We start from the raw sequence: 17973 nt of genomic DNA, 5'->3' as shown, positions 1-17973 counted from the left end.
TTATTGTAAAGTGGTGTTATTTCCACATTCTTTTAATTTATCAAACTCGGAATCTTTAAGTTTCTCTCCATCAAAAGATTTTGAGAAAATCTTTCTGCCTTCATTAAGGATGTTTTTTATATCCTGATCATAAATAATAGCATCAATAGTTCCCAGTGCATTTTCTACTTTAATTTCATCCTTGTTCTTAGGAATAGATACTGTACATGTAGATGTTGGATTCCTGGACTTCACATTTTTATAGCATCTATCTCTGAGGTAAACTTTCTGCACCTCCTTTATCGAATCATAATTAAGTCTTTCCATATAATTCACATAAAGCGATGGAAGCATCAATATAAAATACCCCAGAACTATTACTACAATACACGCTGCCATTATACTGCTGTAGGTAAATGTTTTTTTAGACAAATTCATATTATGCCTCCTTATTAAACTGGTATCCTATCCCGTTTACAGTTTTTATATAATTTTTAGGAAGTTTTTTTCTAATATTTTTTACATGTGCATCAATAATCCTATCATTACCACAATACTCATCATCAAATATCCTAAGTATCAGTTGTTCTCTTGTAAAAGCACGTTGAGGTTCCTTCATTAGAGTCTGCAAAAGAAGAAATTCACTTAATGTTAACTTTAAAGACACATTATTATAATATACTTCATACGAATCATCTTTAATAAATAAACCATCTTTCTTAAGAACCTCACTGTTTTGATTAATAGTTCTTCTCAAAACCGCCTCAATCCTTTTCAATAGTAAAATAGGTGAAAAAGGTTTTACAACATAATCATCTGCATTCATATTAAATGCTCGAATCTGTGTTTCCTCATCACCTAATGCAGTAAGCATTATAGTTGCTGTGCTACTGTTGCTGCTTTTAATATACTCCAGCACATCCAATCCACTTCCTTTGGGTACATTTATATCTAAAACTGCTAAATCATATTTATCATTTTTTATCTTATAAAGTGCTTCTTTAGCATCTTTTACACAAGTAACATCATAATTCTTCATTTTCATATACTCAGCAGTAACATCCTGTATGGTAGGTTCATCCTCTAAAAACAAAATTCTAATCATAGTATATCCTCCTCTTATTTCTGAATACTTAACTACATTTTACCAAAGAAATCCACTTTGACAATAAAAAAATGATAAAATACAAAAAATCCCGATAAACAGGAATTTGAAATAATCTACAAATTCACAGTTATCGAGATGTTAATTTTATTAGTAGAATAAAATTATACCGATAGCTCAAGTATCTGACTGATGTTATAACATTTTTTCTTAAAATCAGAGTTAAGATACTCTATCCTGCTTATCTTAACCTTTATCACATTAAGTTTTACAGGAAGCTTTTTTAATACTTCTGCTTTCAAGCCTTTTAACTTAATAACATTATTATATTCATCACTTAAATATTCAACATTTTCTGCTATTCCTGTCAGCTGCATACCCTTCAGCTTTCCCATTCCTTTATAGCTTTCAAATACAGAAACACAGACATTCTTATTCTGAAGCATACCATAAAACTTCATGCCACCTTCTGTAATCAAATAAAAATCTTTACCTTTTAAAAGATACTCTAAAGGTGTACATCTTACAAAGCCATTAGTTCCAGTTGCTAAAGCACATGTGTTATGTTCACTTAAATACTTATAACATATCTTTAATAGTTCTTTTTCTTCTATTTTTCTGCCTTGCTCTTTTAATAAATAATAAAATTTCTGTGCAATATCACATACTTCACTTACTTTAAACTTACCCATATCAGTTAAAATAATATTACTCTCATTAAAGAAGGCTTCAAGTATATCCTTATCTTCAGGCGTCAAATTTTTCATTCTTAACTCGCCATGTATAAAATCTATATAATCAGCATCTCTACCCATTATATTTGTAATCTTTTTTATATAGTTCTTTAAATCACTTTTTTCAAGTCCGACTCCTATTAATATTATTTTTTTATCCTTTATCCTATCTTTATTAGCTGAAATGTAGCTTCCTATTTTATCTGCTGTGTCATTTCCATGAAACCCAAAAATAAATATTAATCTTCCATAATCTTTACAATCTCCATTATAATCTTTAATATCATATATTTTAGAATGTCCTAATATTAAAGAAAATATTTCTCCTGCTTTCTTTGCAGAACCATAATGAGTTTCATATAATATTAAGTTATTATCCATAATACTTCCCCATCCTCATAAATATTTTTAAATTATATTGATATTTAAGTATATTATACCATTATTCTGCACAAAAGATATGATGCCATTAAAAATGGGTTTTATTTGATAAATAAATGAAAAATTTAATATTAAATGATATAATTATAAAATATTAAATAATTCATTCCGAATTTTCAAAAATGATTGGGGGATTATATATGTATAGTTTTAAAAATGACTATAGCGAAGGTGCTCACAAAAGGATTCTTGACGCTATGATAAAATCAAACATGGAACAGACCGATGGTTATGGTACCGATGATTACTGCTTAAAAGCTGCAGAATACATAAAAAACAAAATGGACTATAATGATGCTGATGTACATTTTCTTGTTGGTGGTACACAGACAAATCTTACAGCAATTTCTTCTTTTCTTAAACCTTATGAAGCAGCAATTGCTGTAAGCACAGGTCACATAAATACTCACGAAACAGGAGCTATTGAAGCTACAGGTCACAAGGTAATTTCAGCTGCTGATACTTACGATGGCAAACTACAGGCATGCCACATTGAAAAGGTTCTTGCAGAACATACTGATGAACACATGGTAAAACCTAAGCTTGTGTATATTTCAAATCCAACTGAAATTGGAACAATCTATAGTAAATCAGAACTTAAATCATTAAGCGACTGCTGCAGAAAACATAACCTTTTCTTATATCTTGATGGTGCAAGACTGGCTTCTGCTTTATGTGCAGATGGAAATGATATTGCTCTTTCAGATTATCCAAGATTATGCGATGCCTTCTATATAGGTGGAACTAAATGTGGTGCACTTATGGGTGAAGCACTTGTGATATGCAATAATTCACTTAAAGAAGATTTTAGATATAACATAAAAAATAAAGGAGCTTTATTTGCAAAAGGAAGACTTCTTGGTATCCAGTTCTTAGAGTTGTTCAAGGATAACCTTTATTTTGAATTAGGTGATTTCTCAAATAAAATGGCTAAGAAACTTAAAGATGGTATAACTAAAGCAGGATATAAATTCATGATAGACTCAGATACCAATCAAATATTCCCTATTTTCCCAAATGATATCGTTAAAAAAATAAGTAATAATTACAATTATACTTTATGGAAAAAAGAAGATGAAAATAATTCTGTTTTGCGTCTTGTAACTTCATGGGCTACTGATGAAACTGAAGTTGAAAATTTCATTGAATTTTTAAACAATCTTTAATGTTTTCGATTTTCTTTCCTTAAAGCTTCAATTGCATATGCAACATACAAGGCAGTACTTATTAGTACTGCTTTTTCATCAATATTAAATCTTTCACTATGATTAGGGTAATCCCTCCCAAGTTCTTCATTGCCAGCACCTACAAAAGCAAATACTCCAAAAACTTCTTACTGTTCCTTCTATAAAAGCCTCGCCTGAAATTACATTATGACATTTTCCAGAGCTTACATGTCCTATCGTTACTACTGCTGAATCTAAAGGATTTATTTCTCTGCTTATTATAGTTTGAAGATTCATTATAATAGCCGCACAGACTACTGTTGCATCAACACATTGATTAGGTTTTCCTGCATGTCCAGATCTACCCTTTATTCTGATACCAAACTTATTTGATGCAGCCATTCTCGGCCCTTTTTCAATTGATATTTTCCCACATTCAATATCACCAAAAACATGAAGCCCAAATATTTCATCTACATCATCAAGAACTCCCTCTTCTGATATAAGTTTTGCTCCTAGGGAGCTTTCTTCTGCTGGCTGAAATATAAGAACAACTCTTCCTGGAAGTGTATTTTCATATTTTTTAAGAATTATTGCAGCTCCTAATAAAGATGCCATATGTGCATCATGGCCGCATGCATGCATAATTCCTTCATTCTCCGATTCATATGGAAGTCCAGTCTTTTCATTTATTAAAAGGGCATCCATATCACTTCTCAGCGCAATAGTACGTCCGTTACCATTTCCTATAAATGCCGCAACACCTGTACCTGCTGTCTCAATATACTGTACATTTATTTTGTCTAATTCTGATTTTATTTTTTTTGATGTAACAAATTCTTTAAGACTTAGCTCTGGATGTCTATGGAAATACTTTCTTAACGCAATAATATAATTACCTATTATTTTTGTCTCCTTAATAATATCCATAGTATTCTCCCTTAAAATATTCTACTCAATTAAATAATCTTTTAAATACTCCAAGGCCAATAACTTTATTTCGCCATGTATCATATTTAATTGATTAAGTTCCCCTGTTTTTAATTTATACACCTCTTCTGCAATATATGATATTTTATCTACAAAATCTTTATACAGTTTATTATTCATATTATTTATTCTATTCTCTATGGCTATTGGAAGATCTATTTGTTCATCTTCAATACCATAAATTTCTGTTTTCTCAATATTTTCAACAAAACTCATTACTATTGTTATTATTTCACTTATGGAAAATCTACTTTTTATCATATTTTTCTCCTTTTAATATAAGACTATTACTTATTATAACTATAGAATCATTATGATACTACTAAAATGTATATTTTTTAATTAAATACAAGAAATATAATAAGGAGGTGCATTAGCATGGATTACAAAATTGCAGACATTACTGAAAAAGAAAACGAAGCAATCAAGAAAGCTGAAGATCTTGTAAAAAAGGAAACAGACAAAGACTACGTATTAATAGCCTGGGAAAATAAACAACAAGAAAATTCGTAGGTTCATCAAGAATTAAGATATCTGGTTTTTCAAGCAGAAGTTTTGCAAGAATCACCTTAGCTCTCTGTCCACCACTGAGTTCCTTTAAGATTTTATCCATACCTATTGCTGTTATACCCAGACCTGTAGCAACTTTAGCAATGTTACTTTCTATATTATAAAAATCTTTTTCTTCTAGAACATCTTGATAATAAGCTGCTTTCTTCATTAATTTGTCGTTCTGGATAGATGCCATTTCCATATAGACATCATTAAGTTTTCTCTCAACGTCATATAAATCATTAAATGCAGTTTTTAGATACTGAAATACAGTATAATTTTCAATTATATGAGCATACTGATCCAGAATTCCTACCTTGATGTTTGACTGCCACTTAATATAGCCATTATCAGGTACTACTTCTCCCATTAATATTTTGAGCAGAGTACTTTTTCCTGCGCCATTCTGTCCTACTACTCCCATATGCTCTCCTTTATATAATTCAAAGGATGCATTGGTATACAACTGCTTATCACCATATGAGTGTGATAAACCCATTACTTCTAATAAACTCATATTTATTATCTCCCTTCATAATTAAAAAAGCAGAAGATTACACGATTTCTCATGTATACCTTCTGCTTTACATAAAATATTATATAAAAACAAAAGGCCGAAAGCATAATACACTGCTTCCAGCCTTTATATCTCATAAGTACGCCAGTAAAAAAATGTACAAAAACTAAACTATAGCTAGACAATTATATTATAATAGAATTATACAAATTTTTACTCTACCTCAAAGAAAGGCGACTTATGATACGCTCCGCACAATGCATCATACTTGAATCATTGTTTGGAGCCTTTACCACTGCTAATGGCATCTTAATCTGTATCATAATTTTCACCTTCCTTTCAACATTATATTGTATATATTACACTACATTTCATATTATGTCAAATATTGTGGTAAAAATAATACTTTTCAATAATATTACAGTTTAATTAGGATTATATGAACGATATGATATCATATAAAAAAATACAAGAATTTTAACCCTATTTACAGTTAGAGTCAAAAACAAATCTTATTAGATTTTCACATTCATTCTCAATATCATCAATATATTCATGAATAAAAATACCATCACCACATGCATATATATTTTCTCTTGAAGTCATATAATTTTTATCGACTCTTGGCCCTGTGGTTAAAGGATTTAAATCTATTCCGCTTCTCATAGCTACGATTCCATCTGAAATTCTTGCGTACGCAAAGATAACAGTGTCACATTTTACCTTTAATGCTTCATCTCCCTTTGTGAGAATAGCTTCTTCTACTCTACCCCTACCATTAATTCTTGATATTTCATAACCATTAAAGATGTTGTCAGTCAATCCATAACTATTTTCACCAACAACTCCTACAACGTTAACGTTGCTTTTCTTTATCTCATTGATAATTCTTTTTATGCCATCATCTCCGCAAAACAATATATTCTTTCCTGGAATCATGTTCATGGCAAAGATTTTTTTAGCCATTGTTACATTTAAAATACCTGCACATCTATCTCCTGTAACTGCAATTGAGTTCCTGCCTTTTTCTTTTGCTCCATTGCAGAGAATAATATTTTTAGCCACAATCTTATGTAATCCCTCTGTGCTGTTTAAACATACTGCACTTCCATGTTCATCAATCTTAAGCACCATAGTATTACGTAACACCTTTATATCATGCTTTTTAAATTCTTCAGTTAATTCTGCAAGATATTGATTTCCAGTAATCTTTCTATCTTTATCTATAGTATACGTACAGCCGTTTAATGAGCCTCCTAAAACAGGATCTTTATCAATAATCAATACTCTTTGAATTCCATGCTTTTTGGCATTTACTGCACATAACATACCAGCAGCACCAGCCCCTACTATAACTAAATCATATTTATTCATATACTAAACCTCCCTGAATCCAACTGCTGGAGAATATGCACTATTCTTATTTATTTCACTTATATCTACATTAAGTTCTCTGCTCATTATTTTGCATATAGGAAGCATACATCCCATTCCCTGGCAACCTCCCATCATTGCACGTGTTCTTCTCTTAACACCATCTAATGTAACTGCACCAGGAACTCTATGTATTGCATCTATAATTTCTCCTTCTGTAACAAGTTCACACTTGCAGACAATTCGTCCATATTCAGGATTATCCTTGATGAGTTTATTCTTATCTTCTACACTAAGTTCAGCAAATCTTACCATCTTGTGTCTCTTGCTGATAAAATTATGTTTTTTTATCATGATTAAATTTTTTGAAATCATATCTGACACGTATTCAGCTATAGCAGGCGCACATGTAAGCCCTGGCGAATCTATTCCTATTACGTTTATAAACTGTTCATTATCCTTAAGTGCTTCTATGATGAAATCACCACTTTCTGTTTTAGCTCTTACACCACTGAATGACGTAATAACTCTTTTTACAGGCAGTTCATCAATAACTTTTGATGCTTTTTCTATAATTTCATCAATACCTTCTCTTGTAGTTGAAACTGATTGTTCTTTCTGCGAATTAGGACCAACAATAAGATTCCCATCAGTAGTAGGTGTTACCAAAACACCTTTTCCTTTTTCTTCAGGTACACGGAATAGAGTGTTCTTAACTGCTGCTCCTGCAATTTTATCAAAGAGACAGTACTCACCTTTGACTCCTCTTATATTATATTTTTCTTCGTTCATCATGTTATTAATTTCTGCGCCAAATAAACCAGCAGCATTAATTACAAATCTTGATTTTATGTCTTCACCATTTTCTAAATAGATAGTGTGAATATCTCCATTCTTTTCAATATTAACAACATTAGCTCCAAATTTAAAATTAACTCCATTCAAAGCAGCGCTTTCTGCCATAGCAATAGTCATATCATATGGATTTACTATTGCAGAAGTTTCTGCATAAAGTGCAGCTTTTACTCCTTTAGTTATATTCCCCTGCTTTCTTTTTACAGCTTCCGTATCTAAAATTGAAAGCCCTGTAATGCCTAGTTCTTCCCCATTCTTCTTTAACTGTTCTATCTTTCTAACATCGTTATCGTCATATGCTAATACAAGTGCACCGTTTCTTACCATACTAAACTCCAGCTCATCTGAAAGTATGTCAAACATTTTATTAGACTTAGCAACGAGACTACCTTTTAGCGTATTTTTCTTTTCAGTAAAACCAGCATGTACTATTCCACTGTTTGCTTTAGATGTGCCCTCTGCTACATCTAAATTTTTCTCAATTACAGTAATATCAAGCTGATATTTTGATAACTCTCTGGCAATGGAGCAGCCAATAATTCCTGCACCAATTATTACAATATCATTCACAATAAATACTCCCTTTCCATCTGTTCAATTTATTATTTAAGTATATCCAAGTTTTTTAGATAAGTAAAATTCATATTGCTAATGATTACTATCAATTATTTTTATAGTTATTATAATGTAGTTACTCGTCCCAAATCATAATGTCCATAATACCACAAGTTAGAATTATTCAGTATACCTTTTACAACAGTCCTTTCACAATTTTTCTTTTTTATTATTAATGAAAGTTTTCCGTCTCTACTTTTTCTTAAAAAAACAATGTCCTGTCCATCATTAACATACCTAGGCGCAAAATCCCAGTATCCTTTTTTATCTGTAAGTTTTTCTATTTTAGACTTTTCTATATCATACTCAAATATATTATGATCCATATTGTTCTGCCACCTAATAATTGAATCACTGCTTAGAGCAGAGGAATAAAGAATTCTTTTACCATCATGAGAGTAATATGGAGTCATAATTGTCTCATCAATTGGGGATATTTTTTTAATTTTCTTTTTTGATAAATCAATTACATCAAGCGATTTGTTTAGATTCATATCTCTAATATATCCATTAACTATAGCTACTTCATTATTGTTAACTGGTGAAATCGCTATATTATCTGTGTAAACAAGTGATATTATCTTAGATCCTGATATCCTTGAAAATATCCCTGTATTAACATTATATACACCAAGTTCCACACCATCAGCTGAAGCTGACTCTGAATTTGGTTTACACCAAATAAAAAGATTTATGCCATCATATGAAACTGATGCAATCTTAGGATTTAAACCAAGATCTCCTGTAACATAATCACCAGGTTTTCTTTCCACAATTAATATCTCATCATTATTCTTAAGATTCATTTTTACAATTCCCAATTCATTCTGATAATCATAGCCATTAATATTTTTTATGCCATTCTTCTCTGCAAATATAATACCATCTTTTCCTTCGACTATCTTTGCATATGATTCTTTGCCAAGCCTTAATATCTTATTCTTATTATTTTTCACATCCTTAACATATAATCCACCACTGTCCTTTGAATAAAGAAGACTTCCATTACTATGCCAGATATATGATAATACATCGTCAGTAACTTTATATGTTGCACTCTTATTTTTAAAATCTATCCTACTGACATACAGATCATTATTTTTTCTATAAGCTATATATCCAGTTGAAGATATAAGTGGATAGCTGAATTTTCCTCCCTTATCTACTAGAACTTTATTTTTTTCATTGTTAACATCAATAGCCCATATCTGATTTTTTCGTATAACTGCAACCACATGTTCTTTTGAAAATACACTGTTGTTTTTAATTTCATAAGCATAAACATCTGCATATGATAAAATAAATAAAATAAAAATGAATGCCATATTTTTTAGTACTCTCTTCATGCTAATCTCCTTATATTATCTTACATATTAATATCTACAATATAATTTAATATACTGCTACATTAATAGTATTCTGACTTTATTCATATTTATACAAATAAATATTATTTACGACTTTTGGTTATACTTATCATAAATGAGAATCATGCGGAGAGGAGCACAATATAATGAGACTTCCTGAACATATAGCAGTTATTCCTGACGGAAACAGAAGATGGGCATTATCTAAAAATATGGCGAAAGACGAAGGTTATGACTACGGAATAAATCCTGGACTTAAAGTATTTAAATTATGTGAAAAAGAGAAAATCAAAGAAGTCACTTTTTATGGTTTTACAGTAGATAATACAAAAAGACCTTCATATCAGAAAGAAGCTTTTACAAAAAGAAAATTATTTGGAACTGGAGGAGTTAAAGTCAATTTTCTTATAAACTACGGTTGGGAATGGGACTTATATGCACTAAAATCTGCGGATTGCAATCACAAACATATTCAGCCATACATACACTCACACGATATTTCAAGAATTGATCTTGTAATAAGATGGGGAGGAAGAAGAAGACTTAGCGGATTACTACCAGTTCAAACAGTCTACTCAGATTTTTTTGTTCTTGATAATTACTGGCCAGATTTTAAAGATGAGGATTTTTATAAGGCATTGGAATGGTATAACAACCAGGATGTCACTCTAGGAGGCTGATTTCAAATAAATAATTTTTAGATTGAAAATTTATAAGTTAACTGTTTAAGCGAACATACCAAATCTTTGATTTGATATGTTCGCTTATGTCTTTGCTTTGAAACTCCCCATAGGGAGTTCACTCCTATAATTATACTTTATACATTTTACATTACCTATTGTTTCTCATATTAAACGCTGCTAGTTCAGCACCATAATCACTCAACCCTTCTTCTTTCTTTTCTTTGATCAATTCTATCATAGCTTCATAATCCTTTGGCATAATCTTTATGAATTTTGTAGTTTCCTGATCAAAATTTTCAAGTATTCTAAGAGCTTTCTTTGATTTTGTATTACTGTAATGATTTTTGATCATCTTTAACACAATTTTTTCATCATTTTTGCTTAACTTTTCTATATATATCATATCCGTATTTACATTGCTTTCTGCATTTCTATCCTCATCATATATATAAGCAATACCGCCGCTCATACCTGCTGCAAAGTTCTTTCCGATCTTTCCAAGCACAACAACAACTCCTCCAGTCATATATTCACAGCCATGTTCACCTGTTCCTTCTACTACTGCATGAGCTCCTGAATTCCTAACTGCAAATCTTTCGCCAGCTATTCCCTCGAAATATGCTTCTCCTGATGTAGCACCATACAAAGCAACATTTCCTACTATTATATTTTTATCATATTCAAAGCCAGCATTTTTAGGAGGATATGCTATAATTTTTCCACCAGATAAACCTTTGCCTGCATAATCGTTAAGGTCTCCCTCAACTTTCATAGTTATACCTTTAGGAACAAAAGCAGCAAAACTCTGGCCAGCTGAACCTTGGCAATTAATTTTTATAGTATCATCCTTTAGCCCGTCTGGATATCTCTTTGTTACTTCATAACCTAAAATAGTACCTGCTGCTCTATCAGTATTACTTATTTCAGTATCTATTTCAACAGCTTTCTTATATTCCAATGCCATCTTTGCCATTGGAACAAGTTTTTGCTCATCAAGAGTATTTTGAAGTTTAAAATCGTATGCTTCGCTGCTACTATAAATATTAGAATAGCCTTCTGCAGTTTCCTCTTTATGAAGAAGAGATGATAAATCTAATTTGCTGCACTTTGATACATTTAGATCTTTTCTCTGGAACATCATATCCACTCTACCAACCATCTCATCAACAGTTCTAAAACCAAGCTTTGACATATATTCTCTAAGTTCCTCAGCTACAAACCTCATAAAGTTAACAACGTATTCTGGTCTTCCTTTGAAATTCTTTCTAAGTTTTTCATCTTGTGTTGCAATTCCTAAAGGGCAAGTATTTAAATTACATACTCTCATCATAACGCAGCCAAGTGCAATAAGAGGTGCTGTTGCAAAGCCAAACTGTTCTGCTCCTAATAGTGCTGCTACAGCAACATCTCTTCCAGTCATAAGCTTTCCATCTGTTTCAAGGGATACACGGCCTCTTAAGTTATTTTTTATCAGAGTCTGATTTGTTTCAGCAAGCCCTAATTCCCATGGAAGACCTGTATTCTTAATGCTTGTTCTAGCAGCTGCTCCTGTACCACCGTCATAACCTGAGATAAGAATTATCTGAGCACCTCCTTTAGCAACACCTGCTGCAACTGTGCCCACACCTGCTTCTGATACAAGCTTAACTGAAATTTCTGCCTCTTTATTAGCATTCTTAAGATCATAAATAAGCTGTGATAAATCTTCTATAGAATATATGTCATGATGAGGTGGTGGAGATATAAGTCCGACACCAGTAGTTGAATGTCTTGTCTTTGCAATCCACGGATAAACTTTAGCTGCTGGAAGATGTCCTCCCTCTCCAGGTTTTGCTCCTTGGGCAATCTTAATCTGTATTTCCTTAGCATTAACAAGATACTCTGATGTAACACCAAACCTTCCTGAAGCCACCTGCTTTATTGCAGAACACATATTATCTTCTGAATTTCTGCTTTCAAATCTTTCCTTGTCTTCTCCACCTTCACCTGAGTTTGACCTTCCGCCTATTTTGTTCATTGCTATAGCAAGAGCTTCATGTGCTTCCTTTGAAATTGAACCATATGACATTGCTCCAGTCTTAAATCTCTTTACTATAGAATCAACTGGCTCTACTTCATCCATAGGTAATGGCTTATCTACATATTTAAAGCCAAGTACATCTCTTAATGTAACAATGTTGTCATCACTGTCAATCAAAGCTGAGTACTGCTTATACATCTGGTAGTCACCAGTTCTTACCGCTTTTTGAAGTGTACGAATAGCAATAGGATTAAATAAATGCTTTTCTTTGCCAAGTTTAAATTTAATGCTACCATCATTTTCAAGTTTTTCAGATGTATCATTAAATGCAGCATTATGCTTTTCAAGATATTCCTTTTGTACTTCCTCAATACCAATTCCTTCTATTACTGACACTGTTCCAGTAAAATATTTATCTATAAACTCCTTATTAAGTCCAATTGCTTCAAATCTCTGCGCAGCCTGATATGACTGTACTGTTGATATGCCCATCTTAGAAAGTATTTTTACGATACCGTTTAAAGCAGCCTTGTTATAATTATTAACTGCAGTTTCGTAATCACACTCAATAATATTCCTTACTGATAAATCCTTTATTGTTTCATAAACAATATATGGATTTATTGCAGAAGCACCATATCCTAAAAGTGCTGCAAAATGGTGAGATTCTCTAGGTTCACCGCTTTCAAGCACAATTGATACACTAATTCTTTTATTCTTCTTTATCAGATAATGGTGAACTCCGGATACAGCAAGTAGAGAAGGTATTGCTGCTTTTTCCTTTGAGACTCCTCTATCTGTTAATATAAGAATATTATTTCCCTTACCTATTGCATCATCAACAACTTTGAATAGATTGTCCATAGCTTTCTTTAAGTTTCCCTGCTCATTATCATTATCAAATAGTATAGAAATTACTGAAGCATTAAATCCATCTCTATGAAGTGATTCTATCTTTTTCAGTTCATCATTACTAATAATAGGGCTTTCCAGTTTAAGCTGCCTGCAATTCTCCTCAGTTTCCTTTAAAATATTACCCTCTGATCCTAGATAAGTCTCAGTTGATGTTACAATTTTTTCTCTTATTGCATCTATAGGTGGATTTGTTACCTGTGCAAAAAGCTGCTTAAAATAGTTAAACAGTAACTGTGGTCTATCAGTAAGAACTGCTAAAGGTACATCTATACCCATAGCCCCTATCTGCTCTGCTCCTTTTGTGCTCATTGGCACTATTGATGCTTCTATATCCTCTACATGATATCCAAAACACTTCTGTATAGTAACGAGGTCTGCTATTTTCTCATAATTACTACAGCATTTAATATCGCTTAGTTCAAGCATATTATCATGAAGCCATTTTCCATAAGGATTTTTTTTCATATATTTATTCTTTATTTCTTCATCATCTATAATCTTTTCTTCTTTAGTATCAACAAGAAGCATTTTTCCTGGTCTAAGTCTATCTTTAATCTTTATATTTTCTTCATTTATATCAAGTACGCCTACTTCAGATGACAATATTAAATAGCCATCATTTGTTACAAAGTACCTTGCAGGTCTTAAACCATTTCTATCAAGTACAGCCCCAAGTTTAATACCATCTGTAAAGACAATTGCTGCTGGTCCATCCCACGGTTCCATCATATTAGCATAATATCTGTAATAATCCTTCTTATACTGAGCCATATTATCTACCTTATCCCATGGCTCAGGTATAGTCATGATTACAGCTTCCGGCAGTTCTCTTCCATTCATCATGAAAAATTCTAATGCATTATCAAGCATTGCAGAGTCAGAACCTTCTGCATCATTGATTACAGGCAGTACCTTTTTTATATTATCACCAAAAACATCAGACTTGAAATTATTCTGCCTTGTAGCAAGCCAGTTCGAGTTACCCCTTATCGTATTGATTTCCCCATTATGTATCATATATCTATTAGGGTGAGCCTTTGACCAGCTTGGAAATGTATTTGTACTAAATCTTGAATGTACTAAAGATAAAGCACTTGTAAATCTCTCATCATTAAGATCATTATAGAATCTTTGAAGCTGTGATCCCCTAAGCATACCTTTATACACAATAGTCCTTGAAGAGAATGATTCAAAATATACTGTGTCTTTTTCAAAACCATCAAGTAATGATAATTTTTTCTCAGTTTCTCTTCTTACCATATAAAGCAGTCTTTCAAAATCATCCTGATCTGCTATATCATCAGGTTTTTTTACAAATACCTGTTTAAAAACAGGCATACTAAGTAAAGCAGCCTTTCCTATTCTATCAGCAGTAACAGGCACATCTCGTATAGTAATGATTTCTAGATTATTATCAGCCAGACAGCCTTTTAAGCATGATATCGCCATTAAATTTTTGTCTTTATCATTAGAAAAAAACATATTAGCTACTGCATATTTACCTTCTTCAGGCAGTTTTATACCTTTTTCCCTCAATACCTCTTTAAAAAATCCATGTGGAATCTGCACAAGTATACCTGCACCATCTCCACTATCCTCATCAGCTCCAATACCTCCTCTATGATCAAGCCTTGAAAGCATTATTAACGCATCTAATACAACTTTGTGACTTTTTACTCCGTGTATATTGGCTATGGCTCCAATGCCACATGCATCATGTTCAAATTTAGAATTATATAGCCCCTTATTACTAAACATACTCTTCTTCATCGCCCTTCATCGCTTAATTTTAATATATGATTATTTTTATCACCAAATACGTGATATTGTGTCATAAAAACATAATTTTATTATCTAATTATCAATATTATATCACATTTATTATATTAATAATATATATGCACAAGCAGATTCCAATAACTTTTTTAAGTAAATTAGTATATTTTTTTGTTTTTTTTCGTTTATTGATAATAAAACTTAATTATATTAAGTGCATCTAGGTTTTATATTTAATTAAAGTTATAATAAAACTTACTTGTAAAATATATATCATTATTGTATAATAAGGAAGTAATATGATTTATGCAGGTGTGGCGGAATTGGCAGACGCGTATGGTTCAGGTCCATATGGATGTAAATTCGTGCAGGTTCAAGTCCTGTTACCTGCACCAAAGTACTACAAAAAAGCTTCAGTATGATTTTTTCATACTGAAGCTTTTTTAATATCTATCTAATATATCCTGCATTCTTTTAATATTTCTGCCAACATCACAAGGATAATGAGCATCAGAAGCAGTAAGAACTGTAACATGATTTTCTTTCATGGATTTTATCATATCTTCATTCATGCCAATCTGAGGATCATTATAGCTCATTGCAAGACCACCGCTCTCTTCAACATACATGCTTCTCTTATGAAGTTCACAAGCAAGCTTTTTATAATAATCACTATAGTTCTTTGGCGGATATGCTCCAAAACACTGCAGCAAATTAGGGTGGCAAGTCCACTAAAAAGATTACTTTTTACAAGCTTAATCATTATGCTGTAGTATCTGTCATAAAGCTTATTGATATCAACATCATTACTGCTCCATCTCTGTTTTAGATGACTGAAAGCAAAGCCGTCTATAAATTGACTTAGAATCTTTTCCAGCAAACCATTTTGACTGATATTCATTATACTGTGACATTTCATTATAAAGACTTCTGCATTCCTTATAAATATGAGTATGCTCAAGAAAGTATACTTCATTTATGTTTCTCTTTACAGCTTCATCAATGAACTTATCTAGCCACTATCTATTATATGGACCTTTTTCTAAGTGTATATGTGCATCAAGCATTTTACCGCCCCCTATTTATATTACTATTTTATATCTATTAAAAGAATATATAAATAATGAGGCGGTAAATTCTTATTGCATATTATTCACTTATTAATCTGTTAGAAAGGATAACAGCATCTTTAAACTTTCTATTAAATCTTTCCTTGCCAAGCCTCTTAACCATACCCATATTTTTCATTACTTTATAAGGTTGGTCATTTACACCTGACATAACAAGTTTTATATTATCTTTATTACACTTCTCTTCAATATTTTTAAGTACTTTATATCCAGTAGCATCAAGCATAGAAACATGTCTCATTCTAAGAATTAGTACACTTGATTCTGAATCAATTTTTTTTATTGCATCCATAAAAGTATCTACTGCACCAAAGAATAATGCACCTTCTATTTCATATACAACTATACCTTTACCGATGTTTGATGTATCAATACCATTAAGTTCAGTAAATTCTGCACACTCATCGCTATCCATCATATTTACTTCAAGGTTATTAGCCATTCTTCTCATAAATAAAAACATTGCTATAACCATTCCTATTTCAATTGCTACAACAAGATCAAAGATAACTGTTAATAAACATGTAGTAATAAGAATTATAACATCACTCTTAGGTCCTTTTAACATTGCTTTAAATACTTTTAATTCACTCATATTATAAGAAACAATCATAAGAATTGCAGCAAGTACTGTTAATGGAATATATTTTGCAAGTGGCATAAAGATAATCATGATTAAAAATAAAGTTACTGCATGTGTAATTCCCGCTATAGGGGTTCTTCCTCCATTCTTAACATTAGCTGCTGTTCTTGCTATAGCGCCAGTTGCAGGTATTCCTCCAAACAAACCGCTAGCTATATTAGCGACACCTTGTCCAATAAGTTCCATATTAGAATTATGTTTTTTACCTATCATTCCATCAGCAACTACAGCTGAAAGAAGTGATTCTATACTTGCAAGAATTGCTATTGTAAATGCTGGTTTGATAAGCTTAATAACTGTTTCTAGGTCAACTTTAGGCACTGTTATTCCTGATATTTTTGAAGATATTTCTCCAAATGTACTTCCAATTGTAGGAACATTAAGCTTAAATAAATAAGCAGCTAATGTTATAACTATCAATGCAACTAACGATCCTGGAATCATTTTATTAATTTTAGGCCATACGATCATTATTATAAGTGCAATTGCACCGAGTAAAAATGCCATATAGTTTATTGTATTAAGATGAGCAAAATAAGATGCCCATTTAGGTAGGAACTCTGAAGGTACTTTATCAATCTGAAGTCCTAAAAAATCCTTAACCTGTGTTGTAAATAAAGTTATCGCTATACCTGTTGTAAATCCAACTGTTATTGGGTATGGTATGTATTTTATTAATGAGCCAAACTTACAGATACCAAATATAACAAGTAAAATACCTGCCATAATTGTTGCCATAATAAGTCCGTCCAAACCATGCTTTTGTATTATACCAAATATAATCACTACAAAAGCAGCTGTAGGTCCACCAATTTGTACTCTGCTTCCCCCAAGAAATGATATAAAGAAGCCTGCTATTATAGCTGTAATAAGTCCCTTCTCAGGAGCTACACCAGATGATATTGCAAGAGCAATTGATAATGGTAGTGCTATAATAGCAACAATTATCCCTGCAATAACATCTTTAAAGATTTGTCCATTTTTAAGTTCCTGATCCCTATGTTTAATAATTTGTAATAGTTTTGGTTTCATATGTATCCCCTTTTAATATGTATATTTTATGTAAACTATTTCTAGAGTTTACCCACAGAAAACGCCTCGTGGGTTTCAA

Annotated in this window: 13 protein-coding genes, 1 tRNA gene and 1 pseudogene; 3 read left to right on the top strand and 12 right to left on the bottom strand. The window is 31.7% G+C overall.

Annotation, left to right across the window (positions count from 1 at the left end; translation table 11 throughout):
• The 3 genes from FYJ33_RS03940 to FYJ33_RS03930 form a co-directional block, all read right to left on the bottom strand.
• Positions 1–417, bottom strand: a complete 417-nt coding sequence (locus FYJ33_RS03940; protein ID WP_154530465.1) for a hypothetical protein — start codon at positions 415–417, stop codon at positions 1–3.
• A gap of 1 nt (position 418) precedes the next feature.
• Positions 419–1084 (bottom strand): response regulator transcription factor, encoded by a 666-nt coding sequence (locus FYJ33_RS03935; RefSeq protein ID WP_154530464.1) that lies wholly within the window; start codon positions 1082–1084, stop codon positions 419–421.
• 164 nt (positions 1085–1248) lie between these two features.
• The gene (locus FYJ33_RS03930; protein ID WP_154530463.1) at positions 1249–2199 is read right to left on the bottom strand and encodes a flavodoxin domain-containing protein; all 951 of its coding nucleotides are present in this window, start codon (positions 2197–2199) and stop codon (positions 1249–1251) included.
• Positions 2200–2399: 200 nt separating this feature from the next.
• Between FYJ33_RS03930 and FYJ33_RS03925 the strand changes: the two genes are divergently transcribed.
• Positions 2400–3425 (top strand): threonine aldolase family protein, encoded by a 1026-nt coding sequence (locus FYJ33_RS03925; RefSeq protein ID WP_154530462.1) that lies wholly within the window; start codon positions 2400–2402, stop codon positions 3423–3425.
• A 126-nt stretch (positions 3426–3551) separates the two neighbouring features.
• Here the strand turns inward: FYJ33_RS03925 and FYJ33_RS03920 are convergent, their stop codons facing one another.
• The 6 genes and pseudogenes from FYJ33_RS03920 to FYJ33_RS03895 all read right to left on the bottom strand — a co-directional run bounded on the left by FYJ33_RS03920 (position 3552) and on the right by FYJ33_RS03895 (position 9674).
• Positions 3552–4355, bottom strand: coding sequence for a M20 metallopeptidase family protein (locus FYJ33_RS03920; RefSeq protein WP_328598650.1), 804 nt, complete (start codon positions 4353–4355; stop codon positions 3552–3554).
• 21 nt (positions 4356–4376) lie between these two features.
• Positions 4377–4676, bottom strand: coding sequence for a hypothetical protein (locus tag FYJ33_RS03915; protein ID WP_154530461.1), 300 nt, complete (start codon positions 4674–4676; stop codon positions 4377–4379).
• Between the two features lie 238 nt (positions 4677–4914).
• Positions 4915–5484: pseudogene (locus FYJ33_RS03910) on the bottom strand (ATP-binding cassette domain-containing protein); the annotation flags it as partial.
• Between the two features lie 483 nt (positions 5485–5967).
• Positions 5968–6858, bottom strand: coding sequence for an FAD-dependent oxidoreductase (locus FYJ33_RS03905; protein ID WP_154530459.1), 891 nt, complete (start codon positions 6856–6858; stop codon positions 5968–5970).
• Positions 6859–6861: 3 nt separating this feature from the next.
• Positions 6862–8283, bottom strand: a complete 1422-nt coding sequence (locus FYJ33_RS03900) for an NAD(P)/FAD-dependent oxidoreductase (RefSeq protein ID WP_328598649.1) — start codon at positions 8281–8283, stop codon at positions 6862–6864.
• A gap of 110 nt (positions 8284–8393) precedes the next feature.
• The gene (locus tag FYJ33_RS03895; protein ID WP_154530458.1) at positions 8394–9674 is read right to left on the bottom strand and encodes a TolB-like translocation protein; all 1281 of its coding nucleotides are present in this window, start codon (positions 9672–9674) and stop codon (positions 8394–8396) included.
• Positions 9675–9841: 167 nt separating this feature from the next.
• On the opposite strand from FYJ33_RS03895, the gene FYJ33_RS03890 reads away from it, so the two are divergent.
• Entirely contained in the window at positions 9842–10375 is a 534-nt protein-coding gene (locus tag FYJ33_RS03890; protein WP_154530457.1) for an undecaprenyl diphosphate synthase family protein, read from the top strand.
• A gap of 151 nt (positions 10376–10526) precedes the next feature.
• On the opposite strand, the gene gltB is transcribed toward FYJ33_RS03890, so the two are convergent.
• Positions 10527–15083, bottom strand: coding sequence for a glutamate synthase large subunit (gene gltB, locus FYJ33_RS03885; RefSeq protein WP_154530456.1), 4557 nt, complete (start codon positions 15081–15083; stop codon positions 10527–10529).
• Between the two features lie 314 nt (positions 15084–15397).
• On the opposite strand from gltB, the gene FYJ33_RS03880 reads away from it, so the two are divergent.
• Positions 15398–15484: transfer RNA gene (locus FYJ33_RS03880), tRNA-Leu, on the top strand.
• Between the two features lie 48 nt (positions 15485–15532).
• Here the strand turns inward: FYJ33_RS03880 and FYJ33_RS03875 are convergent.
• Both FYJ33_RS03875 and FYJ33_RS03870 read right to left on the bottom strand, forming a co-directional pair.
• Entirely contained in the window at positions 15533–15802 is a 270-nt protein-coding gene (locus tag FYJ33_RS03875) for a PHP domain-containing protein (protein ID WP_154530455.1), read from the bottom strand.
• A gap of 436 nt (positions 15803–16238) precedes the next feature.
• The gene (locus FYJ33_RS03870) at positions 16239–17894 is read right to left on the bottom strand and encodes a SulP family inorganic anion transporter (RefSeq protein WP_154530454.1); all 1656 of its coding nucleotides are present in this window, start codon (positions 17892–17894) and stop codon (positions 16239–16241) included.
• Positions 17895–17973 lie beyond the last annotated feature (79 nt).

The sequence above is a fragment of the Inconstantimicrobium porci genome (assembly GCF_009696465.1).
GTDB lineage: Bacteria > Bacillota > Clostridia > Clostridiales > Clostridiaceae > Inconstantimicrobium > Inconstantimicrobium porci.
The sequence above is the reverse complement of the archived record's forward strand: the minus strand, read 5'-3'. Positions and strand labels throughout refer to the sequence as shown.

Coding starts and splice junctions, on each gene's coding strand:
- FYJ33_RS03920 (WP_328598650.1), bottom strand. CDS start 4,355: ATGGATATTATTAAGGAGACAAAAATAATAGGTAATTATATTATTGCG.
- FYJ33_RS03890 (WP_154530457.1), top strand. CDS start 9,842: ATGAGACTTCCTGAACATATAGCAGTTATTCCTGACGGAAACAGAAGA.
- gltB (WP_154530456.1), bottom strand. CDS start 15,083: ATGAAGAAGAGTATGTTTAGTAATAAGGGGCTATATAATTCTAAATTT.
- FYJ33_RS03940 (WP_154530465.1), bottom strand. CDS start 417: ATGAATTTGTCTAAAAAAACATTTACCTACAGCAGTATAATGGCAGCG.
- FYJ33_RS03905 (WP_154530459.1), bottom strand. CDS start 6,858: ATGAATAAATATGATTTAGTTATAGTAGGGGCTGGTGCTGCTGGTATG.
- FYJ33_RS03935 (WP_154530464.1), bottom strand. CDS start 1,084: ATGATTAGAATTTTGTTTTTAGAGGATGAACCTACCATACAGGATGTT.
- FYJ33_RS03895 (WP_154530458.1), bottom strand. CDS start 9,674: ATGAAGAGAGTACTAAAAAATATGGCATTCATTTTTATTTTATTTATT.
- FYJ33_RS03915 (WP_154530461.1), bottom strand. CDS start 4,676: ATGATAAAAAGTAGATTTTCCATAAGTGAAATAATAACAATAGTAATG.
- FYJ33_RS03925 (WP_154530462.1), top strand. CDS start 2,400: ATGTATAGTTTTAAAAATGACTATAGCGAAGGTGCTCACAAAAGGATT.
- FYJ33_RS03930 (WP_154530463.1), bottom strand. CDS start 2,199: ATGGATAATAACTTAATATTATATGAAACTCATTATGGTTCTGCAAAG.
- FYJ33_RS03870 (WP_154530454.1), bottom strand. CDS start 17,894: ATGAAACCAAAACTATTACAAATTATTAAACATAGGGATCAGGAACTT.